General features: G+C 68.5%; 19 protein-coding genes. 14 read left to right on the forward strand and 5 right to left on the reverse strand.

All coding sequences use genetic code 11. The features are described 5' to 3' along the window. Positions 1-9: 9 nt before the first annotated feature. The 6 genes from ACFQ0E_RS11745 (at position 10) to secF (ending at position 7,327) form a co-directional block, all read left to right on the forward strand. The gene (locus ACFQ0E_RS11745; RefSeq protein ID WP_386823855.1) at positions 10-1,695 is read left to right on the forward strand and encodes an ABC transporter permease; all 1,686 of its coding nucleotides are present in this window, start codon (positions 10-12) and stop codon (positions 1,693-1,695) included. An 8-nt stretch (positions 1,696-1,703) separates the two neighbouring features. Then, the gene (locus ACFQ0E_RS11750) at positions 1,704-2,726 is read left to right on the forward strand and encodes an ABC transporter ATP-binding protein (RefSeq protein ID WP_386823857.1); all 1,023 of its coding nucleotides are present in this window, start codon (positions 1,704-1,706) and stop codon (positions 2,724-2,726) included. 57 nt (positions 2,727-2,783) lie between these two features. Beyond that, a complete protein-coding gene (tgt, locus tag ACFQ0E_RS11755) occupies positions 2,784-3,911 on the forward strand; it encodes a tRNA guanosine(34) transglycosylase Tgt (RefSeq protein ID WP_386823859.1) in 1,128 nt (375 codons plus the stop codon). Between the two features lie 130 nt (positions 3,912-4,041). After that, positions 4,042-4,383, forward strand: coding sequence for a preprotein translocase subunit YajC (gene yajC / locus ACFQ0E_RS11760; RefSeq protein WP_386823861.1), 342 nt, complete (start codon positions 4,042-4,044; stop codon positions 4,381-4,383). A gap of 66 nt (positions 4,384-4,449) precedes the next feature. After that, on the forward strand, positions 4,450-6,354 hold the full coding sequence (gene secD, locus ACFQ0E_RS11765) for a protein translocase subunit SecD (RefSeq protein WP_386823863.1): 1,905 nt from the start codon (positions 4,450-4,452) through the stop codon (positions 6,352-6,354). A 13-nt stretch (positions 6,355-6,367) separates the two neighbouring features. Further along, complete coding sequence (secF, locus tag ACFQ0E_RS11770; protein ID WP_386823865.1) at positions 6,368-7,327, forward strand: protein translocase subunit SecF; 960 nt, start codon at positions 6,368-6,370, stop codon at positions 7,325-7,327. Between the two features lie 158 nt (positions 7,328-7,485). Here the strand turns inward: secF and ACFQ0E_RS11775 are convergent, their stop codons facing one another. Then, positions 7,486-8,313 (reverse strand): inositol monophosphatase family protein, encoded by an 828-nt coding sequence (locus ACFQ0E_RS11775; RefSeq protein ID WP_386823867.1) that lies wholly within the window; start codon positions 8,311-8,313, stop codon positions 7,486-7,488. 99 nt (positions 8,314-8,412) lie between these two features. On the opposite strand from ACFQ0E_RS11775, the gene ACFQ0E_RS11780 reads away from it, so the two are divergent. The 3 genes from ACFQ0E_RS11780 (at position 8,413) to ACFQ0E_RS11790 (ending at position 12,429) form a co-directional block, all read left to right on the forward strand. After that, on the forward strand, positions 8,413-9,261 hold the full coding sequence (locus ACFQ0E_RS11780) for an RNA methyltransferase (protein ID WP_386823869.1): 849 nt from the start codon (positions 8,413-8,415) through the stop codon (positions 9,259-9,261). 78 nt (positions 9,262-9,339) lie between these two features. Further along, a complete protein-coding gene (locus tag ACFQ0E_RS11785; protein ID WP_386823871.1) occupies positions 9,340-10,275 on the forward strand; it encodes a phosphate/phosphite/phosphonate ABC transporter substrate-binding protein in 936 nt (311 codons plus the stop codon). A 24-nt stretch (positions 10,276-10,299) separates the two neighbouring features. Then, positions 10,300-12,429, forward strand: a complete 2,130-nt coding sequence (locus ACFQ0E_RS11790) for a putative bifunctional diguanylate cyclase/phosphodiesterase (protein ID WP_386823873.1) — start codon at positions 10,300-10,302, stop codon at positions 12,427-12,429. Positions 12,430-12,588: 159 nt separating this feature from the next. Here ACFQ0E_RS11790 and ACFQ0E_RS11795 read toward each other — a convergent pair whose 3' ends face one another. Continuing rightward, positions 12,589-13,224, reverse strand: a complete 636-nt coding sequence (locus tag ACFQ0E_RS11795; RefSeq protein WP_386823875.1) for an exopolysaccharide biosynthesis protein — start codon at positions 13,222-13,224, stop codon at positions 12,589-12,591. Then, positions 13,214-14,515 (reverse strand): hemolysin family protein, encoded by a 1,302-nt coding sequence (locus ACFQ0E_RS11800; RefSeq protein WP_386823877.1) that lies wholly within the window; start codon positions 14,513-14,515, stop codon positions 13,214-13,216. Before ACFQ0E_RS11800 ends, ACFQ0E_RS11795 begins: the two co-directional genes overlap by 11 nt. 331 nt (positions 14,516-14,846) lie before the next feature. Between ACFQ0E_RS11800 and ACFQ0E_RS11805 the strand changes: the two genes are divergently transcribed. Together ACFQ0E_RS11805 and ACFQ0E_RS11810 are read left to right on the forward strand one after the other, a co-directional pair. Continuing rightward, positions 14,847-15,473 carry a DUF47 domain-containing protein gene (locus ACFQ0E_RS11805; protein WP_386823879.1) on the forward strand — a complete coding sequence of 209 codons (627 nt, stop codon included), beginning with the start codon at positions 14,847-14,849 and terminating at the stop codon, positions 15,471-15,473. Positions 15,474-15,483: 10 nt separating this feature from the next. Next, positions 15,484-16,605: an inorganic phosphate transporter gene (locus ACFQ0E_RS11810; protein WP_386823881.1), complete on the forward strand. Its 1,122-nt coding sequence runs from the start codon at positions 15,484-15,486 to the stop codon at positions 16,603-16,605. Positions 16,606-16,683: 78 nt separating this feature from the next. Here ACFQ0E_RS11810 and ACFQ0E_RS11815 read toward each other — a convergent pair whose 3' ends face one another. Then, on the reverse strand, positions 16,684-17,094 hold the full coding sequence (locus tag ACFQ0E_RS11815) for a hypothetical protein (protein WP_386823883.1): 411 nt from the start codon (positions 17,092-17,094) through the stop codon (positions 16,684-16,686). Between the two features lie 73 nt (positions 17,095-17,167). On the opposite strand from ACFQ0E_RS11815, the gene ACFQ0E_RS11820 reads away from it, so the two are divergent. Next, a complete protein-coding gene (locus ACFQ0E_RS11820) occupies positions 17,168-17,503 on the forward strand; it encodes an MGMT family protein (RefSeq protein WP_386823885.1) in 336 nt (111 codons plus the stop codon). Positions 17,504-17,613: 110 nt separating this feature from the next. Here ACFQ0E_RS11820 and xseA read toward each other — a convergent pair whose 3' ends face one another. After that, on the reverse strand, positions 17,614-18,981 hold the full coding sequence (xseA, locus tag ACFQ0E_RS11825) for an exodeoxyribonuclease VII large subunit (RefSeq protein WP_386823887.1): 1,368 nt from the start codon (positions 18,979-18,981) through the stop codon (positions 17,614-17,616). A gap of 88 nt (positions 18,982-19,069) precedes the next feature. Between xseA and ispG the strand changes: the two genes are divergently transcribed. Together ispG and ACFQ0E_RS11835 are read left to right on the forward strand one after the other, a co-directional pair. Further along, the gene (ispG, locus tag ACFQ0E_RS11830) at positions 19,070-20,341 is read left to right on the forward strand and encodes a flavodoxin-dependent (E)-4-hydroxy-3-methylbut-2-enyl-diphosphate synthase (protein WP_386823889.1); all 1,272 of its coding nucleotides are present in this window, start codon (positions 19,070-19,072) and stop codon (positions 20,339-20,341) included. A gap of 355 nt (positions 20,342-20,696) precedes the next feature. Then, positions 20,697-24,059: a S8 family serine peptidase gene (locus ACFQ0E_RS11835; RefSeq protein WP_386823890.1), complete on the forward strand. Its 3,363-nt coding sequence runs from the start codon at positions 20,697-20,699 to the stop codon at positions 24,057-24,059. Positions 24,060-24,130: the final 71 nt, after the last annotated feature.

Here is a 24,130-nt window from a genome sequence, read left to right on the forward strand (position 1 = left end):
GCGCGCCTGATGCGTTCGACTCCGGGCGAACGGGCCTGGCTCGCGGCCGCGTTCGCGGTCGCGGCGCTGGTCGCGTTGCCGCTGGGTGCGCTGCTGTGGACGGCGGTGCAGGGCAGTGCGGGCCTGTGGTCGCACCTCGCCGCGCACGTGCTGCCGCAGGCGACCTGGAACACCGTGCTGCTGCTGGTCGGCGTGGCCGCCGTGGCGGTGCCGGTCGGCACGATCTGCGCCTGGCTGGTCAGCGCCTACGACTTCCCCGGCCGTCGCCTGTTCGGCTGGGCGCTGCTGCTGCCGCTGGCGGTGCCGACCTACATCGTCGCCTTCGCCTATCTCGACCTCTCGCATCCGCTGGGCCCGCTGCAGACCGGACTGCGCGCGCTGCTCGGTTACGACAGCCCGCGCGACTTCCGCCTGCCGGACCTGCGATCGCTGCCGGCCTGCATCGTCCTGCTCGGCCTGGTGCTGTACCCCTACGTCTATCTCACCGTGCGCGCGATGTTCGCGCTGCAGGCCGCCAGCCTCGTCGAGGCGGCGCGTTCGCTGGGCGTCGGCGGCGCGGCGCTGTTCGTGCGCGTGGCCCTGCCGCTGGCGCGTCCGGCGATCGCGGTCGGCACGGCGCTGGTGCTGCTGGAAACCCTGAACGACATCGGCGCCTCCGAGTTCCTCGGCGTGAAGACCCTGACCGTCGCTGTCTACACCACCTGGGTGACGCGCAGCGACCTGCCGGGTGCGGCGCAGATCGCGCTGGCAATGCTGGCGGTGGTGATCCTGGCCCTGGCGCTGGAGCGCTTCGGCCGTCGACGTCAGCGCTACGCCGGCGGCGGGCGCGCGCGTCCGCTGGTGCCGCAGCGCCTGCGCGGCGGGCCTGCGCTGCTGGCGACGATCGCCTGCGCGATTCCGGTGCTGCTCGGCTTCGTCGCGCCGGCCGCGCATCTCGCGGTCGAGGCCCTCGAACGCCTGCGCGGCGAGGGCATTTCGCCGCAGCTATGGGCCAGCGCCGGCAACACGCTGCGGATCGCTGCGTTCGCCACGATGGCCACGTTGGTCGCCGCGCTGGTGCTGGTGTGGGGCGCGCGGCTGGCGAATGCGCGTCGCCGTGGTGTCGTTGCCGGTCTCGCGCTGCGCGTCGGCAGCCTCGGCTATGCCCTGCCGGGCACGGTGCTGGCCATCGCCCTGCTGGCCCCGGCGGGCGTCGTCGATCGTGTCCTGTTCTCGCTGTCCGAAGGCACGCCGTTGCTGATGGGCAGCCTGACCCTGCTGGTCCTCGCCTGCACGATCCGCTTCCTCGCCATCGCCACCGGCGGCCTCGAGGCGGGACTGGCGCGCATTCCGCCCTCGCTCGACCAGGCCGCGCGCGGCCTCGGCGCGGGTCCGACGGCGAGCCTCTGGCGGGTCCACCTGCCGCTGCTGCGCCCGGCGCTGGCCGCTGCGGCGATGCTGGTCTTCGTCGATGCGATGAAGGAACTGCCGGCGACCCTGATGCTGCGCCCGCTCAGCGTCGACACCCTCGCGACCTGGCTGTATGCCGAAGCCGCGCGCGGCACCTACGAGGAGGGCGCGGTCGCTGCGCTGCTGATCGTGCTGGCGGGGCTGCCCGCCGTGGTGCTGCTGGCGCGCAGCGGATTCGACGCAGGTCCCGCCCCCGCGCCTGCAACACCTCCTGCCAGCGCCTCCGAACCCCGTCTTTCGCCATGAACCCGCCGATGCCCGATCCCATGCCGCCCACTGCGACCGCGCCCCTGCTCGACCTCGATGCGGTGACCGTGGTCCATCCCGGTGCGGTAGGCGCGCGGCCGACCGTCGATGGCTTGTCGCTGCAGCTGGCAAGAGGCGAGATCGGCTGCCTGCTCGGTGCCTCCGGCTGCGGCAAGACCACGGTGCTGCGCGCCATCGCCGGCTTCGAACCGCTGCGCGGCGGGCGGATCGCGCTCGACGGCCGCGAGGTCGCCGGCCCCGGCACGGGCCTGCCGCCCGAGGCCCGGCGGATCGGCATGATGTTCCAGGACTACGCGCTGTTCCCCCATCTCGACGCGGCGGCGAACGTCGCCTTCGGCCTGCACGCGCTGCCCCGTGCCGCGCGTGCGGCGCGGGCGAGGGACCTGCTGGCCCTGGTCGGCCTCGCCGACCGCGGCTCGGCCTATCCGCACGAGCTGTCCGGCGGCCAGCAGCAGCGGGTCGCGCTGGCCCGCGCGCTGGCCCCGGAGCCGCTGCTGGTCCTGCTGGACGAACCCTTCTCGAACCTCGACGTGGAGATCCGCGGCCGCCTGGCCGAGGACACCCGCCGCCTGCTCAAGGCCGCCGATGCGACCGCGCTGCTGGTCGTCCACGACCAGGCCGAAGCCTTCGCCATGGCCGACCGCATCGGCGTGATGGCCGAGGGCCGGATCCTGCAGTGGGACGCGCCCGAAGCCCTGTACGCCCGGCCCCGTGACCGCCGGGTCGCCGGCTTCGTCGGGCAGGGCGACTGGCTGCGCAGCGAGACCCTGGGCCTGGGGGAGGGCGCCGACCTGCGCGTCCGCCCCGGCCAGCTGGTCCACGACCCGGTCGGGCCGCTGTCGGCGCAGCTGGTCTCCGCGCGTTTCATCGGCCCGGAGCATCTCGGCCGGCTGCGGTTCGACAGCGGCGAGACCGCCGAGATCGCGCTCGACGCCGCCACCGCCGCGCGCATCGGTGACCGCCTCTCCCTGCGCCTGGCCGGCGAACCGCTGCGTTTCCCGCGTGGGTGATCGCGACCGATGCACCCACGCAGCGGCCGGGCCGCCGCGCTCGGTCATAATGGCCGGATGTCCAGACTGTCCTTCGAACTCCTCGGCGCCGACGGCGTGGCCCGTCGCGGCCGCCTGACCTTCCCGCGCGGCACCGTCGAAACCCCCGCGTTCATGCCCGTGGGCACCTACGGCTCGGTGAAGGGCGTGTTCCCCGAGCAGATCCGCGCGCTCGGCGCCGAGATCATCCTCGGCAACACCTTCCATCTGTATCTGCGCCCGGGCCTGGACGTGATCGCCGACCACGGCGGCCTGCACGGCTTCGCGCGCTGGAACGGCCCGATCCTCACCGACTCGGGCGGCTTCCAGGTCTTCTCGCTTGCGCACAAGCGCAAGATCACCGAAGCCGGCGTCACCTTCGCCGCGCCCACCGACGGCAGCAAGGTCTTCCTCGGCCCCGAGGAGAGCATGCGCATCCAGAAGGTGCTGGATTCGGACATCGTGATGATCTTCGACGAGTGCACGCCGTATCCCGCGACCGAGGACGTGGCGCGCAAGTCGATGGAGCTGTCGCTGCGCTGGGCCGAGCGCTCGAAGAAGGCGCACGAGGGCAACGACGCGGCGCTGTTCGGCATCGTCCAGGGCGGCGTGCACCACGACCTGCGCACGCGCTCGGCCGATGGGCTGAAGCAGATCGGCTTCGACGGCTACGCCATCGGCGGCCTCGCGGTCGGCGAGCCCGAGGACGAGCGCAACGCCATGCTCGAGCACACCTGCCCGCAGCTGCCGACCGATCGCCCGCGCTACCTGATGGGCGTGGGCCGGCCCGAGGACCTGGTCGAGGCGGTGGCGCGCGGGGTCGACATGTTCGACTGCGTCATGCCGACCCGGAACGCGCGGAATGGGCACTACTTCACATCTTTCGGCACGGTGCGCATCCGCAACGCGAAGTACGAGCGCGACGTGCGGCCGATCGAGGAGGGCTGCGGCTGCTACGCCTGCAGCAACGGCTACACCCGCGCCTACCTGCGCCACCTCGACCGCTGCAACGAAATGCTGGCGCCGATGCTGGGCACCCTGCACAACCTCTGGTACTACCAGAAGCTGATGGCCGACATCCGCGCGGCCATCGATGCGGGCCGGTTCGCTGCCTTCCGCGAGGCTTTCCACGCCGCCCGCGCCGGCGCAAGCGCTTCTCCGGGTTGAACTTTTCACCGGGAGACCGGTCAGCAAGAGGTCGCCGGCGCCACGAGGCCCGGCCGGGGGAAGGGGTCGAACACGCCAAGGCCCGCCCGCATGGCATAATCCGGCGTTAATTTTCGTTCACGGATCCGAAATGAACCTGCTCGACCTGATCATCTCCCCCGCGCATGCACAGGCTGCGGCCGCTCCCGCCGGCCCGGGCATGGGCAGCCTGCTCCTGCCGATCGCGCTGCTCGCCGTCATGTACTTCATCATGATCCGCCCGCAGATGAAGCGCGCCAAGGAACACCGCGCGATGCTCGACAAGCTCGCCAAGGGCGACGAGGTGATCACCAGCGGCGGCATCGCCGGCGTGATCCGCGACCTCGGCGACAGCTTCATCACCGTCGAAGTCGCCGATGGCGTGACGATCCGCGTGCAGAAGGGCGCGATCGGCCACGTCCTGCCCAAGGGCACGCTCAAGTCGTCGCAGTAATGACGTCCCTCTGACCTTCCGTCCACCCCGATGCGGCCGGTCGCAGGACCGGACGCGGTGCTCGTCATGCTCGAATATTCCCGCTGGAAATATGCCATTGCCCTGATCGTGGTGCTGGTCAGCGCGCTCTACGCGCTGCCCAACATCTACCCGCAGGATCCCTCCGTGCAGATCTCCGCCAGCCGTGGCGCCAAGGTCGACGATGCGCTGAAGCAGCGCGTCGTGCAGACGCTGACCAAGGCCGGTCTCAAACCGAAGGAGATCGAGCTGGAGGGCGAGAACCTGCTGGTCCGCACAGCGGATCTCGATGTCCAGAGCAAGAGTGCCGACGCCCTGCGCGGTGTGCTCGGCAGCAACTACGATGTCGCCCTCACCCTGGCGTCGAACGTGCCTGACTGGCTGACCGCGATCGGCGCGCGCCCCATGGCCCTCGGTCTCGACCTGCAGGGCGGCGTGCACTTCCTGATGGAAGTGGACCGCAAGGCGGCGATCGACAAGCGCTTCGATGCCTATCTCGAAGACATCCGCGTGAAGCTGCGCGATGCAGGCGTCGGCTACGAGTCGGTGGATCGCAATGGCGAACGCGGCATCTGGATCACCCTCAATCGCCCCACCGACCTGCAGAAGGCGCAGGGCCTGGTGCAGACCTCGCTCACGGCCAGCGCCACCGACACCGGGTCCGGTGGTTTCGTCGCGCCGAACGCCTTCAACATGAATGCCTCGGGCAATCTGATCAAGGTGGAGGTCTCCGAGGAAATCGTGCGCGGCATGACGCTCAACGCGATCGAACAGAACCTCGGCACGCTGCGCAACCGCGTCAACGCCCTCAATGTCGCCGAGCCGGTCATCCAGCGCCAGGGCGCGGACCGCATCCTCGTCCAGCTGCCGGGTGTGCAGAATCCGGTCGAAGCCAAGCGCATCCTCGGCGCGACCGCGACCCTGGAATACCGCGGCGTGTACGAAGGCAATGCCCTCGAAGCGCGCGAGACCGGCAACGTGCCGGCCGGCGCGCGCCTGTACGAAAGCCGCGACCTCGGTCCCGATGGCAAGCCCTCGCCGGTGCTGCTGAACAAGCGCATCATCGTCTCCGGCGAGGACATGGTCGACGCGCGCAGTTCGGTCGACCAGAACGGCCTGCCGGCCGTGCAGGTCACGCTCAACAGCTCCGGCGGTCAGCGCATGCTGCAGTTCACCACCGAGAACGTGAACAAGCCGATGGCGGTGGTCTACATCGAGCGCGTGCCGGTCTCGCGCATCGTCGACGGCAAGGAAGTCAGGAGCTTCCAGGTGAAGGAGCAGGTCATCTCCATCGCCAACGTCAACGAGCCCTTCGGCAAGAACTTCATCACCACCGGTCTGGAGCGCAAGGAAGCCGAGAGCCTCTCCAAGCTGCTGCGTGCCGGCGCGCTGGCGGCACCGATGGACATCGTCGAAGAGCGCACCGTCGGCCCGAGCCTCGGCAAGCAGAACGTCGAGCGCGGCCTCAAGGCCGTGGCCTTCTCCTTCTTGTTCGCGCTCGCGTTCTTCCTCATCTACTACCGCATGTTCGGCCTGGTGACCTGTCTCGCGTTGCTGCTGAACCTGCTCATGGTGTTCGCGTTGATGTCCGTGTTCGGCGCAACCCTGAGCTTGCCCGGCCTCGCCGGCATCGCGCTCACGGTAGGCATGTCGGTGGACGCCAACGTGCTGATCAACGAACGCATACGAGAGGAGCTGCGCGCGGGATTGCCACCGTTGACCGCGATTTCCGAGGGTTACGACCGCGCCTCGGGCACGATTCTCGATGCCAACATCACCGCGTTCCTGGCCGGTCTGGCGATGTTCGTGTTCGGCACCGGTCCGCTGAAGGGCTTCGGTATCACCACGATGCTGGGCATCGCGACCTCGGCCTATACCGCCGTGTCCGTGTCCCGCGCCATCGCGACGCTGATCTACGGTCGCCGCCGCAAGCTGCAGTCCATCGCGATCTGAGGGAGCCAGAATCATGAAACCGTTCAATGTGTTCCCTTACGACAGCAAGATCGATTTCATGCGCCTGCGCATGATCTCGCTGACCGTCGCGGCGCTGATCATGTTCGCCGCGATCGGCGGCATGGTCTTCAAGGGCTTCAACTTCGCCCTGGACTTCACCGGCGGCGTTGGCGTCGAGCTGGCCTACGACAAGCCGGTCGCCGTCGATGGCGTGCGCGAGCGCCTGGAGACCGCAGGTTTCGAGAACGCCCAGGTGCAGGCCTTCGGCACCGGCAGGGAACTGCTGGTCCGCCTGCGCGACGATTCCACCAAGAAGAACTCGACCGGCGACCATGCGTCGAGCCTGGCCGAGAACGTCCGCGTGGCGGCGTCGGAGCCCGGCAATCCGGCGCGGATGATGCGCAGCTCCGAGATCAGCGCGCAGGTCGGCAAGGAACTGGCCTGGGATGGCCTGCTGGCGCTGGTCTTCGTGGTCGTCGGCTTCCTGATGTACATCTCGATGCGCTTCGAGCTGAAGTTCGCGGTCGCGGCGATCATCACGACCCTGCACGACGTGGTCGTGGTCATCGGCTGGTTCGCGCTGAGCGGGCACGAGTTCGACCTCACCGTGCTGGCCGGCATCCTGTCGGTGATGGGTTTCTCGATCAACGACACCATCGTGGTCTTCGACCGCGTCCGCGAGAACTTCCGCGGCATGCGCGCCGACCCGTACGAGGTCCTCAACCGTTCGATCAACCAGACCCTGTCGCGTACGGTGATCACCTCGTTCGTGGCCTTCCTCACGGTGTTCGCGCTGTACCTCTACGGTGGCGGTTCGCTGCAGGGCATGGCCGAGTCGCAGATGATCGGCATCATCATCGGTACGCTGTCGTCGATCTTCGTCGCCTGCCCGCTGCTGATGTGGCTGGGCGTGAGCAAGCAGGACCTGCTGCCGAAGGCGAAGGACGAAGCCGAGCTGGCGCGTCGCCCGTAATCCGGGCGGCATCGCACCAAAAAGAAAGGCCGCGCAGCGATGCGCGGCCTTTTTCCTTGTGTCTTCCTTGGCTGTTGCAGAGCGGATCGAAGATCCGCTGGTCGCCTTCGGAGAAGGGCAGCGGGTCTGCGACCCGCTCTGCAAGGGAGATGCCTCGGTCAGTCGAAGGCCTTGGCGTAGCCGGTATTGACGATCGTCTTCTGCAGCGGCTCGATGATGCGCACGTTGGCGGCGACGATCTGGCGCGGACCGGTATCGATGTGCATCGGGCTGAGCGCGGCGCCACGGAAATCGCAGACCCTCCCGCCTGCCTCGCGGACCATCAGCACGCCGGCGGCGATGTCCCAGGCCATGATGCCGGCCTCGAAATAGCCGTCGAGGCGACCGGCGGCGACATAGGCGAGGTCCAGCGCGGCGGAGCCGGCGCGGCGGATGTCCTCGGCGTGGACGAGCAGGCTCTTGATGCAGTCGAGCTGGGCATCGGTGCGCTTGCGTTCGCGCGGCGGGAAGCCGGTGGCGAGCAGGGCGCCCTGCAGTTCGCGGCGTTCCGAGACGCGGACGCGCTTGCCGTTGACCTGCGCGCCGCCACCGCGGCTGGCGGTGAACAGTTCGTTGCGCAGGGGGTCGAAGATCACCGCATGCAGCGGTTCTGCGCCTTCGCACAGGGCGATCGACACGCACCAGTGGGGGATGCCGCGCAGGTAGTTGCTGGTGCCGTCGAGCGGGTCGATGACCCAGGTGTAGCGGCTGGGGCCGCGGTTGCCCTTCAGGTGTCCGCCTTCTTCGCCGAGGACCGCGTAATCCGGCTGGGCGCGGCGCAGCTCCTTGATGATCTCGGCCTCGGCCAGACCGTCGATCTCGCTGGCGTAGTCCATGCGGTCCTTTTCGGTCACTTCGATGGCATCGAGGCGGGCCATGTGGCGCAGCAGGATGTTGCCGCCGGCGCGAGCCGCCTTGACCATGACATTGACAGCGGGCTGATGCATCGCGAACGACTCCACGCGCCCGGAGGGGCGCAAGCGAAAAGGGGCAGGGGAAAAGAACAGTCCGGCTCGGGGCCGGCGCGGGAGTTTAACATTGTCGCCATGACTTCCGACCCGACCTCCCCCGAATCGTCCACCTTTCCGTCCTCCCTCGACCGGGTCCGCATCGTCCTGGTGGGGACCCAGCACCCCGGAAACATCGGATCCGCTGCTCGTGCGATGAAGACCATGGGCCTGTCCCGGCTGGTCCTGGTGGCGCCCGAGCGCTTCCCGCACCCGGAGGCGGTGGCCCTGGCCGCCGGGGCGGCGGATCTCCTGGACAGCGCCAGCCGCTTCGAGACCCTGGCCGAGGCCGTCGCCGATTGTCGCCTGGTCCTGGGCTGCACCGCGCGCAGCCGGCGGATCGCCCTCGAGGAGCTGTCGCCGCGCGTCGGCGCGGCGCGCGCGCTCGACACTGCCGACGGTGGCGCGGACGTGGCGGTCGTTTTCGGCCGCGAGCGTACCGGCCTGGAGAACGACGAACTGCAGCTGTGCCATGCCGCCGTGCACATCCCGGCCAATCCCGACTACAGTTCGCTCAACCTGGCGGCGGCTGTGCAGGTCTTGGCATACGAATTGCGAATTGGGTCACTTCAGGCGTCGTCGGACCCGGTGGATGCGTCCATCGCGGTGCGGCGACAGGACGAGCGACCGGAGGTCCGCAGCGAGCCTCCGGCCACGCACGGCGAACTTGAGGGCTTCTTCTCGCAACTGGCGGACACCCTGGATGCTATCGATTTCCACAAAGGCCGGACCCCGGCTGCCGCGATCCGCAAGTTCAGGCGCCTGTTCCTGCGCGCCGGGCTGGATGCGCGCGAAGTCCGGCTGTTGCGGGGAATGCTGGCCGATGCGCAGCGCATGGCGGACATCGCCCATGGCCGCCTGCCCGCACCGCGCAAGACTGCGGACTGATCCTGCGATGGTCGTCCGTGCCCGGTTCCGACGACGCCCGCTTCGCCCGGGCGGCGCCACGTCGATGACGGGGACCTGATGCCGACGCGCCTGCTCGCCCGCCTTCTCGCCCCGATCCTGCTGCTGGCCGGTCTGTTCGCCATCGTGCCGATTTCGGCAGCGGGTGACGGTGAGCGTCACATTCTTGTCCTCGGGCGCATCAGCGACGACCCGAAGATCCACTACGAACAGCTCAAGCCGCTGCTCGATTACGTCGTGCCGCGCATGGCCGACGTCGGCATCCGCGAGGGCCGGGTGCTGATGGCCCGCGATGCCCAGCAGATGACCAGCTACCTGCGCCGTGGCCAGGTCGACTGGGTCACCGAGACCGCCGCGTCGGCGGTGCTGCTGCAGTCGCGCGGCAACGTGAGGCCGATGCTGCTGACCGAGCGCGACGGCGTCAGCCGCTACCGCACGGTGTTCTTCGTCCGCCGCGACAGCGGGCTGGTCCGGCTGGAGGATCTCGCCGGACGCAGCGTCGCCTTCCAGAACAACGCCTCCACCAGCGCCTACTTCGTGCCGGCGATCGAGCTGCTGCGCCGGGACCTGTCGCTGAGCCTGCTGCTGTCGCCGATGGACAAGCCAAGCCGCGACAACGTCGGCTACGTGTTCGCGCGGTCCGAGCTGAACATCGGCGCCTGGGTCCACAAGCGCCTCGTCGATGCGGGCACGATGAGCGACCTGGACTGGAACAACCCGGCACGCGTGCCGCCGTCGTTCCGCAAGGATCTGGAAGTCATCCACATCACCGAACCGGTGCCGCGCGCGCTTGAAATGGTCCGTGCCGACCTCGACCCGAAGGTGCAGGCGCGTCTGCGCGAAGTGCTGATCGAGGCCGCCTCCGATCCGAAGGCGGCCCAGGCGATGCGCCATTTCTTCCGCACCACGCGCTTCCTGCCGATCGACGACGGCGCATCGCAGGTGCTGGAACGGCTGCGCAGCGGCGTGGCCAGGGTGAAAGCCGATGTGGAATGAGCCGATGCGCCGGGGGTTCAGCGGATGAAGCTCTTCGCCGGGCTGCAGGCCAAGTTCATGACCCTGATCACCGTCGCGATGGTGATGATGCTCGCGGTCGTGGCCCTGATCTGGCAGCGCCAGACCACCACCCAGGCCGAGGTGCTGCGCCTGAGCCAGGAGGGCACGCGCAGCCTGGTGTTCGATCGCCTGCGCCAGCGCGGCGAGGCCCAGGTGACGCAGGCCGCCGACCTGCTGGTCAATCCGGTCTACTACTTCGACCTCGACGCCATCGGCAACACCACGCGCAGCATCCTGCGCCAGCCCGACGTGAGCTACGTGCTGGTCTACGACGCGCGCGGCAACATCCTCCATGACGGCTCGGGCGACATCCCGACCTTCGGCCAGCAGATGGGCGATCCGCTGGCGAGTCGCATCGTCGCCGCCCGCGACCTGCAGGTGCTCGATACCGCGCAGGTGATGGACATTTCCACGCCGATCCTGATCGGCGACCAGCGCCTCGGCGGCGTGCGCGTGGGCTATTCGCTCGACAAGATCCAGGTCGAGGAAGCGCGGATCAACCGCGAGACGACCTCGCGCCTGAACGAGATCGGCCGCCGCCACCTGACCTGGATCGCGCTGCTGCTGATGATGCTGGTGTCGATGGCCGTGCTGGTCGGCATCGCCCTGCAGCGCGCGCTGGTGCGGCCGATCCGGCGGCTGTCGGACGCCGCGCTGCAGATCGAGGCCGGCAACTACGCCACCGACTTGCCCGCGAGCCGGCGCAAGGACGAGGTCGGCGCCCTGGTCAACGCCTTCTCGCGCATGGCCGAGAGCATCGTTCGCCACGATCGCGACATGCGCCGCATGGCCTACACGGATTCCCTGACCGGGCTGCCCAACCGCCTGGCGTTCCGCGAAACGCTCGACCACCGGTTGATGCAGCTGCGCGGCGTGGGCAGCCAGCTCGCGCTGCTGTTCGCCGACATCGACGATTTCAAGCGGGTCAACGACACCCTGGGCCACGATGTCGGCGACGAAGTGCTGATCCAGTTCGCCAACCGCATCCGCGAAGCCGTGCTGCGCATCGGCGGCGAAGCCGGCGAACTGGCGCGCTTCGGCGGCGACGAGTTCGTGATCCTGCTGCATCCGGTGGGCGACCATGGCGACATCCGCGCCGCCGCCGCGCATCTGGCCGAAACCCTGGTCGCCGAGCTCAGCCGTCCGATCGTGGTGCAGGATCGCCAGGTCTTTTTGGGCACGTCGATCGGCGTCACCGTGTTCCCGGACGACGCGTCCGGCGCGACCATGCTGATGAAGAACGGCGACATCGCCATGTACCAGGCGAAGGTCGCGGGCAAGAACGGCTACCGCTTCTACAGCCGCGCGATGGAGCAGGCGGTCTCGCGCCGCGTGCGCATGGAGCAGGACCTGCGCGGCGCATGGGAGCGCGGCGAACTCTCGCTGGTCTACCAGCCCATCTACAACGTCGCCGACAAGCGCCTCGCCGGCGCCGAGGCCCTGCTGCGCTGGCAGCATCCGGTGCATGGCCCGGTTGCGCCGTCGGTGTTCATCGACGTGGCCGAACAGAGCGGCCTGATCGAGGTCATCGGTCCTGAAGTGGTGCGCGCGGCCTGTCGCGACGCCATGCGCTGGCGCCAGCGCGGCGGCGCGGCCAATGCCCTGTTCGTGTCGATCAATGTGTCCGCGCGCCAGCTGCGCAGCGGCGACTTCCGCGACCAGATGCTCGCCGCGCTCGGCGAAAGCGGCCTGCCGCCCGAGCTGATCCACATGGAGCTGACCGAGACCACGGTGCTCAACGACGAGGAGCAGGCGAGGAAGATCCTCGGCCACCTCCGCGACAGCGGCATCAAGGTGTGGCTGGACGACTTCGGCACCGGCTTCTCGGGCCTCAGCCACCTGCGTCGCGTCCCGGTCGACGGCGTGAAGATCGACCGCAGCTTCATCGCCGACGTCATGCGCGATCCCGACGACCTGGCACTGACCAGCGCGATCATCGCCATGGCGCATTCGCTGGGCATGACCGTCATTGCAGAGGGCGTGGAGAAGGAAGGCCAGTTCGACCTGCTGCGATCGCGCAACTGCGACCTGGCGCAGGGCTACTGGCTCGGCTACCCGCTGGGCCTCGACGAGTTCATGGCCCTGATCGACTGATCGATCGTTTCGACCGATGCGGTGGCGCTGGTGCGTCCGCACGTGTCATGTCATCCCGAGCGCATGCGAGGGACCTGCTGATTGTCACCCAGCCACGCGAATGCCTTGCGCAAGGCAGGTCCCTCGCATGCGCTCGGGATGACATCGATGTGCGCGCGCTCAGCCCAGCGCGGCGACCCAGGCCCAGAGCATCGCGGCGAGATTGCCGGAGACCGCGCCGAAGACGTAGATCGCGACCAGCCCGGCGGCCCAGGAGACCAGCATCAGCACCCCGTCGCGTTCGAGCAGGGCCAGCGCGTAGAGCAGCAGCAGGCCGGCGAAGATGTAGTTGGTGAACGGAATCGGCAGCGCCAGCAGGATGCCCAGCAGCACCAGCAGAAGGCCGGTGAAGACCGTCGCCACCGGGTGGTCGATCACGATCGTCAGGCGCGGACGGATCACGCGTTCCAGCCAGCGGAACCAGCGATCGCCCGCTCGGTCGAGACGCACCAGGGTCTTGCGCTGCGGACCGCGCCGGGCCACGAAGGCGGGCAGCCAGGGATGTTCGCGCAACAGCAGCAGCTGCAGGCCGACGAGCACGGCCAACGGGCCGCTCACCGCTCCGGCGACGCCCGGCGGCAGGAAGGCCAGCAGGGCCGCGACCAGCAGCAGCATGCCGAAGGCGCTGCGCCCCAGTCCGCCGGCGAGATCCTTCAGGACCAGCTGATCGTCCGGGTCGCCATCGCAAAGGCCATCGAGTACGGCGCGCATCCCGACGGGACGCTGGCCGGAGGTGTCGTTCCCGTCAGTCGCCATCGGCCTCGTCCATGAGCCGGGTCAGCAGCAGCTTGTCGATGCGCGGACCGTCCAGGTCGACCACTTCGATGCGCCAGCCGGCCCACTCGAACGATTCGCCGGTATTCGGAATGCGTCCGAAATGCGCGATCACCATGCCTGCGGCGGTGTGGTAATCGTGCTCGTCCTGCTGCGGCAGGCGCTGCCCGATGATCTCGCGCAGCTCGTCCACCGGCAGCGAGCCGTCGACCAGCAGCGATCCGTCCGCACGCTCGATGACCAGCGCATCCGCATCCGGGGTTTCGCTGGACTGCAGGCGTCCGACCACCGCACCCATCATGTCGTTCACGGTGACCATGCCGGTGATCTCGCCGTATTCGTCGACCACCAGCGCCAGCGACTGCTGCTCTTCGCGGAAGATCTCCAGCAGCTTCAGGGCGTGGGTCGATTCGGACACGAACAGGGCCGGGCGCAGGGTGCGGAACAGGTCCGGGCTGCGCTCGTCCAGGCGATCGAGCAGCGACTTCACCTCCAGCACGCCGAGCACATCGGCATCGCTGCCCCGGTAGACCGGGTAGCGCGAGTAGGGCGTGTCGCGCATCTCCGCCAGGTTCTCGTCGAAGCCGGCATTGGCGTCCAGCCAGACGATCCGCGTGCGGGGGGTCATCATGCTTTCGACCGTGCGGTCGCCCAGGCGCATGACCCGCTGCATCATGTTGCGTTCGTCGTCGTCGATCACGCCCTGCTCGTGGCTTTCGCTCACCAGCAGCTGGATTTCCTCTTCGGTGATCGCGTTGCGTGCATCGTCGCGGATGCCGAGCAGGCGCAGCACGGCGCGGTTGATCCAGCCCAGCGCGCGAACCACAGGCGTTGCCGCGCGCGCCAGCATGTCCAGCGGGATCGCGACGCGGCTGGCGATGACTTCGGCATTGGTCAGGGCCAGTCGTTTCGGCAGCAGTTCGCCGAAGATCACCTGGCCGGCGGTGATCAGGGTCACGGCGGTGCCGATGCCGATCTTGTCGGCGTAGGCGTGCGCCATGGGAAACAGGTCGTCGATCCAGTCGGCGATCAGCAGCCCGATCGCTTCGCCACCGAAGAAGCCGGTCAGTACGCCGATCAGGGTGATGCCCACCTGCACCGTGGACAGCAGGTTGTCCGGATGCTCGGCCAAGGCCAGGGCCTTGCGCGCGCCCCGGCTGGTCTCGGCCATCTGCTTGAGCCTGAGCTTGCGCGAGGTCATGAGGGCCATCTCCGACAGGGCGAAGAAGGCGTTCACGAAGATCAGGGCGATGACGACGAGCAGCTCAAGCACGGCCGGCACCCCTATTGAGGGCGGTGGCCTGGGCCGACAGGGCGTGGCGGCGGGAGAGGGGTGCGGGGATGACAGGCCGCTGGCGGCCTCGGGTGCGGGGCGCCGGCGGGGTCATGCTTGGGAGGGGGTCTGGGGGAGCCATACGGTCCGCGGATGATAACAGGCGCCCATGACCGTCCCGGGGCGTCGGGGCGTGGCCTGTTCAGCTTCGCCCGGAACCCGCCGAATGACGATTTGGTGTCATCCAGGTGACGCCAAAGGGTCTGCTGTCATTTGAAAGTCACAATTCAGACTTACCATATTCACATCACTGTCATCGAGGCGATCGCCCATGTTCTCCCTGCAAACGATCTTCGGCTCCGGCCAGCAGTTCTACGGCCTGCTCGACGAGGCCGCCGCGGCCGCGCACGACAGCGCCAAGGCGCTGCACGCCATGATGAAGGTCACCGACCGCCAGCCGGCGCTCGACGAGTTCAAGCTGGCCCGCACCCGCGAGCGCGCCGCCTCGGAGAAGATCGGCAAGGCCCTGGTCGACAGCTTCATCACCCCGATCGAGCGCGAGGACATCGAGGCCCTGGGCTCGGCGCTGTACAAGATCCCCAAGCAGATCGAGAAGTTCGCCGACCGCTACTCCCTCGCGATCAAGCACCTGGAAGGCATCGATTTCGCGCCGCGCGCCGCGATGCTGGAGCAGGCCTCGGGCGTGGTGGTGGAGATGGTCAGCGAACTGCGCCACCTCAACATCGACCGCATGACCGCGCTGAACGAGAAGCTGCGCGCGCTGGAGAACGAGGCGGACCGCCTGATGCTCGAGCTCTATCGCGACATCTATTCCGGCAAGCTCGAGCCCCTGCAGATGTTCCTGCTCAAGGAATTCTTCGAGATCCTGGAAAAGGCCATCGACCGCTGCCGCGAAGCGGGCGTCGTGGCCTACCAGATCGTGCTGAAGAACAGCTGACGGAGTCGACATGCTCACTCTCGTCCTCGTGGTCATCCTGGCCGCGCTCGTCTTCGAGTTCATCAATGGGTTCCACGACACGGCGAACTCCATCGCCACCGTCGTCGCGACCAAGGTGCTCAGCCCCGGCAAGGCGGTGATGCTGGCCGCCTTCATGAACCTGCTGGGTGCGTTCTGGGGCACCGCCGTCGCCAAGACCATCGCCTCGGGCCTGATCGACACCGAAGTGGTCAACGTGACTTCGCAGGTGATCCTCTGCGCCCTGCTCGGTGGCATCACCTGGAACCTGATCACCTGGTGGTTCGGCCTGCCGTCCTCCTCCTCGCACGCCCTGATCGGCGGCCTCTGCGGTGCCGCCCTGGCCGCCGCCGACAACAACTTCGCCGCATTGATCTGGTCGAAGCTGGGCGCGGAAGGCTGGACCAGCAACAAGGGCCTGCTGTGGAAGGTGGTCATCCCGATGGTCAGTTCGCCCATCGCGGGATTCACCCTCGGGGTGCTGATCCTCGGCATTCTCTACGGCAGCATCAAGCTGCTGTCGAAACTGGGTGGCGCGCTGGGCCGGCTGGCGCGTCCGCGCTGGGTCAATGCGATCTTCGGCAAGCTGCAGCTGGTCTCCGCTGGCTACATGGGCTTCGCCCACGGTACCAACGACGCGCAGAAGACGATGGGCATCATCGCCCTGACGATCTTCGCCGCCGAAAGCGCCGGGACGCTGGACAACCTGCCGTCGTGGGCGGCGTTCCTCCATCCGGGCGGCGACCAGAACGAGATCGACACCTGGATCGTCGTCACCTGCGCCGTGGTGATGGCGGCCGGCACCGCGATGGGCGGCTGGCGGATCATCAAGACCCTCGGCCACAAGATGGTGAAGCTGCATCCGATCGACGGCTTCGCGGCGGAAACCGCCTCGGCGACCATCCTCGTCGGCGCCGCGCACTTCGGCATGCCGGTGTCGACCACGCACAGCATCTCCACCGCGATCATGGGCGTGGGCTTCGGCAAGAACCCGCGCAAGCTGAAGTTCACCGTGATCGAGCGCATCCTGTGGGCGTGGGTGCTGACGATCCCGGCCGCCGGTGGCGTGGCCTACGGCCTGCTCAAGCTGTTCGAGGCGCTGGGCTGGGCCTGAGGCATCGGTCCCGCGCATCACGCCAAAGCCCCGGCATTGCCGGGGCTTTTCGTTTGCTGCATTCGGAGACGCCGTGGCTCAGAGCAGGTCGCCGCCTGCGGACAGCGCGCGTTCCAGTTCGTCGCCCATCCCGCCGATCTCCAGGATCAGGCGATCCACTTCGGCGCCGGTGAGGCTGTCGTACGGACGGTTCTCGCACAGCTGCAGGTAGGGCACGCGGTCGAGTTCGCCGATGGCGAGGTAGCCGACCCGGCTTTCCCAGTTGAAGGCGAGGGCGCGGCGGCAGTCGATGCCGGTGGTCGGCGCGATCACGGTGCTGACGCGGAGGTAGTGGCGACCATCGTCGTCCACGAGTTCGGACAGGAAGATGGCCTGGTGGCGTCGTCCCTGGTCGAGGGACAGCTCGACGCACAGCACGTAGGGCTCCTGCATCGTGATCCGGAAGTCGCCGGAGGTGAGGTGGCTGCGGATCTGTTCGAAATTCTGCATGGTGCGGTGACTCGAAGGCACGGGGAACTCGACGTGGCGAGCGGGGGAGCGCGGTGCACTATGCTACCGGTCCATGGACCCCCTGTCTGCCGCCGAACGCATCCTGGCCGCGATCCGCGCGATCCCGCGCGGCGAGACGGCTGCGTATGGCGTGGTGGCGCAGCGCGCGGGCCTGCCGGGGCGTGCCCGCCTGGTCGCACGCCTGCTCTCGCAGAACGAGGATCCCGCGCTGCCGTGGCATCGCGTGCTGCGCGCGGACGGCCGCAGCGCCTTTCCGCCGGGTTCGCCGGATCATGACGAGCAATTGAAGCGACTGCGTCGCGAAGGCGTGGCCATCGACGTGCACGGTCGCGTGCGTCCCGCGAAGCGGGCGAAGACCGTCGACGAGGAGATCTGGGGCGGCCCTTGACATGACGCGCATCGCGTCTTGTGCCTTGTAGAGCGGAGCTTGCTCCGCTCGATCTTCATGATGGCGAGCAGAATGAGCGGAGCAAGCTCCGCTCTACGGATGCATGTTCTCTAGGGCGATGCGTCCGGCTCGTGGCTGTCTTCAGCGCGAACCCGCAGCACGCCGTCCGCGACGCGGGCATCGAGTCGTTCTCCCGGCTGCACGTCGCGCACGCTGCGCACGATGCGGCCGTCTTCGCGCTGCAGGATCGCGTAGCCGCGCGCGACGGTCGCCAGCGGACTGACCGCTTCCAGCGAACGCGCGAGCCCGTGAAGTTGCATCGTCTTCGCCTGCAGCAGCCGCACCGTGGCGGCGCGCGGCCGATCCGACAGCGAGCGCAGGCGTTCGCGCAATTGTTCCAGTCGCCGCTGCGGACGCGCGGCGCGCAGCACGGCGGCGTGGTGCCGCAGCTGCGCGGTGCGTGCGGCCTGCTGGCGCTGCCACGCAGCCTGCAGCCGGCGCAGCGCGGCTTCCTGGCGGTGGTGCAGGGCGTCGAGACGGGCCAGCGGTCGCTGCGCCTGTAGACGCAGTGCGGCGCGATCGGCGCGTTGCGCGGCGTGGCGCTGATGGCGGTCCCAGTTCGCCTGCAGCCGCCGCGCCTGCGCGCGGAGGCGCGAGGCGAGGTCGCTGCGATCAGGCACCAGCAGTTCGGCCGCGACCGATGGCGTCGGCGCGCGCAGGTCGGCGGCGAAATCGGCAAGGGTGATGTCGACCTCGTGGCCGACTGCCGACACCACGGGTACAGGCGATGCGGCGATCGCGCGCGCCAGCGCCTCGTCGTTGAAGGCCCAGAGATCTTCCAGCGAGCCGCCGCCGCGAGTGAGCAGCAGTGCGTCGTAGCGGCCGCAGCGGCCGGCGGCCTGGAGCATGCGCACGATCTGCGCCGGGGCGGCTTCACCCTGTACCGGCACGGGCAGGATGTCGACCTCCAGCAGCGGGAAGCGGCGGCGCAGCACGCTCAGCACGTCGCGCACGGCCGCGCCGGAGGGTGAGGTCAGGACGCCGAGGCGGCGGATATGGGCGGGGAGGGCGCGCTTTCGGGTTTGGTCGAACAGGCCTTCCGCCTGCAGCTTTGCCTTGAGCTGCTCGAAGGCCCGGCGCAGCGCGCCTTCGCCGGCCTCCTCCATCGTGTCGAGGATCAGCTGGTAGTCGCCGCGCGCTTCGTAGAGTGTCAGCCGCCCCCGGGCGAGCACGCGCAGGCCCTCGCGGGGCGTGAATTTCAGCCACTGGCTCTTGGGCTTGAACAGCGCGCAGCGGACCTGGGCGCGGTCGTCCTTGAGGGTGAAATAGAGGTGTCCCGACGATGGGCGCGACAGATTGCCAAGTTCGCCCTCCACCCAGACCAGGGGAAAGGCATCTTCGAGGAGGTTGCGGGCCAGCGCGTTCAGCTGGCTCGGCGTGAACGCCTTGCGGTCGTCCGGAGCGGGGGGATCGAACATCGGCACAGGATACGGGAAGCCCCGCGTCCGGGTGCTGAAGCCTTGGGGCCTCCTGCGGGAGACGGGCGACGGCCGCTAGAATGCGCGCATGTCCGAACAGATCCCGCCCTGCCGCGACGCCGCGGCCCCCGCCTTCGGCCCCGTGCCGCGTCGTTCCACCCGCCAGGTCCTGGTCGGCAAGGTCGCCCTCGGCGGCCAGGCTCCCGTGGTGGTGCAGTCGATGACCAACACCGACACCGCCGACGTTGCCGCGACCACGAAGCAGATCGCCGAACTGTGGCGCGCGGGCTCGGAGCTGGTCCGGGTGACGGTGAACAACTCCGAATCGGCGGCGGCGGTGCCGCGCATCGTCGACAAGCTGGCGATGATGGGGATCTCGGTGCCGATCATCGGCGATTTCCACTACAACGGGCACCAGCTGCTTGCCGACGAACCGGCCTGTGCCGAGGCGCTGGCGAAATACCGCATCAACCCCGGCAACGTCGGCTTCGGCAAGAAGAAGGACACCCAGTTCGCGCAGCTGATCGAATTCGCCTGCCGCCATGGCAAGCCGGTGCGCATCGGTGCCAACTGGGGCTCGCTCGACCAGGCCTTGGCCGCACGGCTGATGGACGAGAACGCGCAGCGCGTCGAACCTTGGGATGCCGGGCGCGTGCTGCGCGAGGCGCTGATCCTGTCGGCGATCGATTCCGCAGAGCGTGCGGTCGAGCTGGGTCTGGCGCGCGAGCGCATCGTGCTGAGCGCGAAGGTCAGCGGCGTGCAGGAACTGGTCGCGGTGTATCGCGATCTCGCGCGTCGTTCCGACTTCGCCCTGCATCTCGGTCTCACCGAAGCGGGCATCGGCAGCAAGGGCATCGTCGCTTCGGCCGCCGCGCTCGGCGTGCTGCTGCAGGAAGGCATCGGCGACACCATCCGCATCTCGCTCACGCCCGAGCCCGGCGCGTCGCGCACGCAGGAAGTCATCGTCGCCCAGGAACTCCTTCAGACCATGGGCCTGCGCGCGTTCACGCCGATGGTCACCGCCTGCCCGGGCTGCGGGCGCACCACCAGCACCTTCTTCCAGGAACTCGCGCAGTCGGTGCAGGAACATGTGCGCGCGAAGATGCCCGAGTGGAAGATCACCCATCCAGGCGCGGAGAACCTGACACTCGCGGTCATGGGCTGCGTGGTCAACGGCCCGGGCGAATCGCGGCACGCCAACATCGGCATCTCCCTCCCCGGGACCGGCGAGGCGCCGGCCGCGCCGGTCTTCATCGACGGCGAAAAAGCGATGACCCTGCGCGGCGAATACATCGCCCGCGAGTTCCTCGGCATCATCGACGATTACGTCGAACGCAATTACGGCCGACGTCTCGCCTGACCATTCGACAAGGTCCGCGATGCGCAAGCAGGTCGGTCGTGGTTGCGCCCGACCTCGCGTGGACGCCTGCCTGTCTGCGATCCGGCACTTCCTGTTGCGGATATTTGCCGCATCCATGACGCATCGTTATTTGTGCGGCGCAGCATCCGGCCCTGCTGCAGAAAAAAATGTGCGTGGGTCGTGGAAATACACAATTCTTTCCTTGACGCCGTATAGAATCGGCCAAGCGTCCGCGTTGCGGGCGTGAAACAGGGGGCGTCGTCGCATCCGCGGCGGCTCCGGCTTCATGGACCCGCCCGGTGTGTGGTATCCCCGGGCGTGCCACATACGCCACTCAATCCGGGGAACATCGAACATGTCACGTATGAAGAAGTGGGGCGCAGCCGCAGGCGCACTCTCACTCATCGCGGTCGCGACCGCAGCGTATCTCTATCCGAACGGCGCACAGTTCACGACCGACGACGCGGGCGGTTCCGCCGCGACGGCGATCAAGGGCCAGGGCGAGACCGTCGGCGCCATCAACCAGGGCAGCGGCGGCAAGGCATCCGCCTCCGCCGGCAACGTCATGGAGGAGCAGCGCGGCACCTACGTCGTGGTGTTCCGCGAGCCCGCGCTGGCCAGCTACAAGGGCACGCTGCCCGGGCTGCCGCAGCCTGAGCGCGTCCGCGATGAGCAGGGCGCGCTGCGCCTCGACGTCGAAGGCACGAACTCCGAACGCTACGTCGATTACCTCGAAAACCGCCAGGCGCAGATGGAAACGCGCATGTCGATGATGGTCGGCCGCGACGTCACGCCGCGCCTGACCATGCAGCACGCGCTGAACGGCATGGTGGTGGAACTGAGCGAAGCCGAAGCGCGCTCGATGCGCCTGATGTCGGACGTTCGCCTGGTCGAGCCCTATCGCGAATACGAACTCGACACCGACAGCGGTCCCGCGCTCATCGGCGCGCCTGCGGTGTGGAACGGCACCAATCCCGGCGCGCCCGGCCCGTACAGGGGCGAAGGCGTGGTGGTCGGCATCATCGACTCCGGCATCAACTTCGGCAGCCCGTCGTTCTCGGCGGTCGGCCCGGTCGACGGTTATTCCCACACCAATCCGCTCGGCAGCGGCAATTACCTCGGCACCTGCGCCCCGGGCGGCGCCGACGAAGGCCGCTGCAACGACAAGCTGATCGGCGGCTACGACTTCATCTGCGGCGCTCCTGAAAACGCCTGCACCAACGCGGACAGCCGCGAGGAGCCCGGCTTCGGCGACACCAACTCGCACGGCAGCCACGTCGCTTCGACGGTCGCCGGCAACACGCGCGACGCGGTGTTCTCCGGCAACACGGTGCGCATCTCCGGTGTCGCCCCGCACGCCAACATCATCGCCTACGACGTCTGCTACACGCAGATCTCCAGCGGTCGCGGCCTCTGCGGCAACACCTCGACTACCGCCGCAGTCAACCAGGCCGTCGCCGACGGCATCGTCGATGTCCTGAACTATTCGATCAGCGGCGGCTCCTCGCCGTGGACCGAAGCCACGTCGCTGGCCTTCCTCGGCGCCGTCGACGCAGGCATCTTCGTCGCGGCCTCGGCCGGCAACAGCGGCCCGGGTCCGAACACCATGGGTCACCACGAGCCGTGGGTCAGCTCGACCGCCGCCGCCCAGCATGGTCGCGCCGGCTTCGGCATCGCCATGTCGGTGACCGGTCCGGCCCCGGTGCCGGCCAACCTGGCGCCGATCATCGTCAACCAGGGCTCCGGTGGCGTCGATTTCTCGGCGACCATCCCGGGCACCACGCCGCTGTTCATCAGTGCCGGCATCAACACCGCCAGCGACGGTTGCGCCGCCTATCCGGCCAACACCTTCGCCGGCGGCATCGCGGTGATCCGCCGCGGCACCTGCTCGTTCGCGATCAAGGTCAACAACGCCTCGGCCGCCGGTGCGGTTGCGGTGATCATCGCCAACAACGCCGCTGGCGTGATCCTGCCGTCGGTGCCGGCCACCACCGTCCCGGTGTTCAGCGTGACCCAGGCCGAGGGCGATGCCCTGCGCAACTTCGGCCAGGCCAATCCGACCACGACGACCGCGCAGATCACGTTCCCGGCGATCCCGCTGCCGAACACGCCCGATGCGCTGGCGGCATTCAGCTCGCGTGGCCCGGCCGGCACCTTCAACATCATGAAGCCGGACATCACGGCGCCGGGTGTCGACGTGCTTGCGGTGACCTCCGGTACGGCGCTCACGGGTTCCGAAAACCTCGTCGGCCTGCTCAGCGGTACCTCGATGGCCTCGCCGCACCAGGCCGGTGCCGCCGCACTGGTCCGTCAGGCCCGTCCGACCTGGACGCCGCCGGAGATCAAGTCGGCGCTGGCGATGACCGCGAACCAGACGGTCTATCTGGAAGACCAGGTGACCCTCGCCAATCCGTTCGCGCGCGGCAGCGGTCGCGTGCAGGTGGATCGCGCGATCAACGCCGGCCTCGTGCTGGATGAGACGCTGGCCAACTACCAGGCGGCCAATCCGGCCACCGGCGGCGACCCGACCACGCTCAACCAGCCGAACCTGTACAACCGCAGCTGCTTCCCGACCTGCGTGTTCTACCGCACGTTCCGCAACCCGAACGCGGTGTCCACGAGCTGGCGCGTGCAGCTGCAGGGCGTCAGCGGCGCGGTCTCGCCGATCATCACCGTGCCCGCCAACGGCACGCTGCGCGTGAAGTTCACGATCTACGGCGCCACCCTCCCGGCCAACGGCTCGACCGCCTTCGGCAACGTGGTGCTGACCCCGGCCATCGGTACCGCGCCGGTGCTGCGCATGCCGGTGGGTGTGGCCGTGCAGCCGCCGGTCGCGACCCTGCCGACCAGCCTGTCGCTCTCCCTGGCGACGAATGCGGTGGGTTCGGTGTACTTCCCGGTGAGCAACACGGGCGGTTCCAACCTGACGTATGCCTTCGCCAACAGCGGCACGGGCTCGCAGCGCCTGATCGATGCCACCAGCCAGGGCATCGCCAGCGGCTTCCGCAGCACGACCTACACCGACCCGGCCACCGCCGGCAGCCAAGCGCAGTTCGCTGCCGATGACTTCGTGATCACCCAGAACACGCAGATCACGACGCTGTACTCGCAGGGCTTCGTCGTCAGCGGCACCGTCCTGACCTCGGCGGCCACCAACCTCACCTTCAGCATCTATCCGGATGCGTCCGGTGTGCCAGCGGGTAATCCGCAGACCAACCCGGCTGCGGCGGTGTGGACCTACACCACCACGCCGACCGGTCCGGGCGTCACCACGGTGGGCAGCAGCGACATCCAGCTGAACCTGGCGGCCGCAGGCCAGAACGTGAACCTGCCGCCGGGTCGCTACTGGCTGCTGATCAGCACCCGCGGCACCTTCGTCAACCGCTTCGCCTGGTATGGTTCGAACACGGCCAGCGGCAATGCCGGCTTCGCTTCGATCACGGTCGCCACCAACGGCACCGGCAATTGGGTTGCGAATCCGTCGCTGCCCGGCCTGACGATGCGCATCATCGGCAACGTGCCCTGCGGCGCCCCGTGGATCAGCGGCACCTACGCGGCATCGGGCACCCTGGCGCGTGGCACGAGTGTTCAGGCGATGACCGTGGTCTACGGTACGGGCCTTGCCCCGGGCAGCTATGCCGGCAACGTCTGCATCACGACCAACGACCCGGTCCTGCCGAGTCTGGCGATGCCCCTGAATCTCACCGTCACGCCGTAAGCGACGAAGAGGAAGGACCCGCAACACCCCGAAGGGCCCGGTTCGCCGGGCCCTTTCTTTTTGCTTCTTGT

This window comes from Lysobacter brunescens, assembly GCF_042677005.1.
GTDB classification, from domain to species: Bacteria; Pseudomonadota; Gammaproteobacteria; order Xanthomonadales; family Xanthomonadaceae; genus Lysobacter_I; species Lysobacter_I brunescens.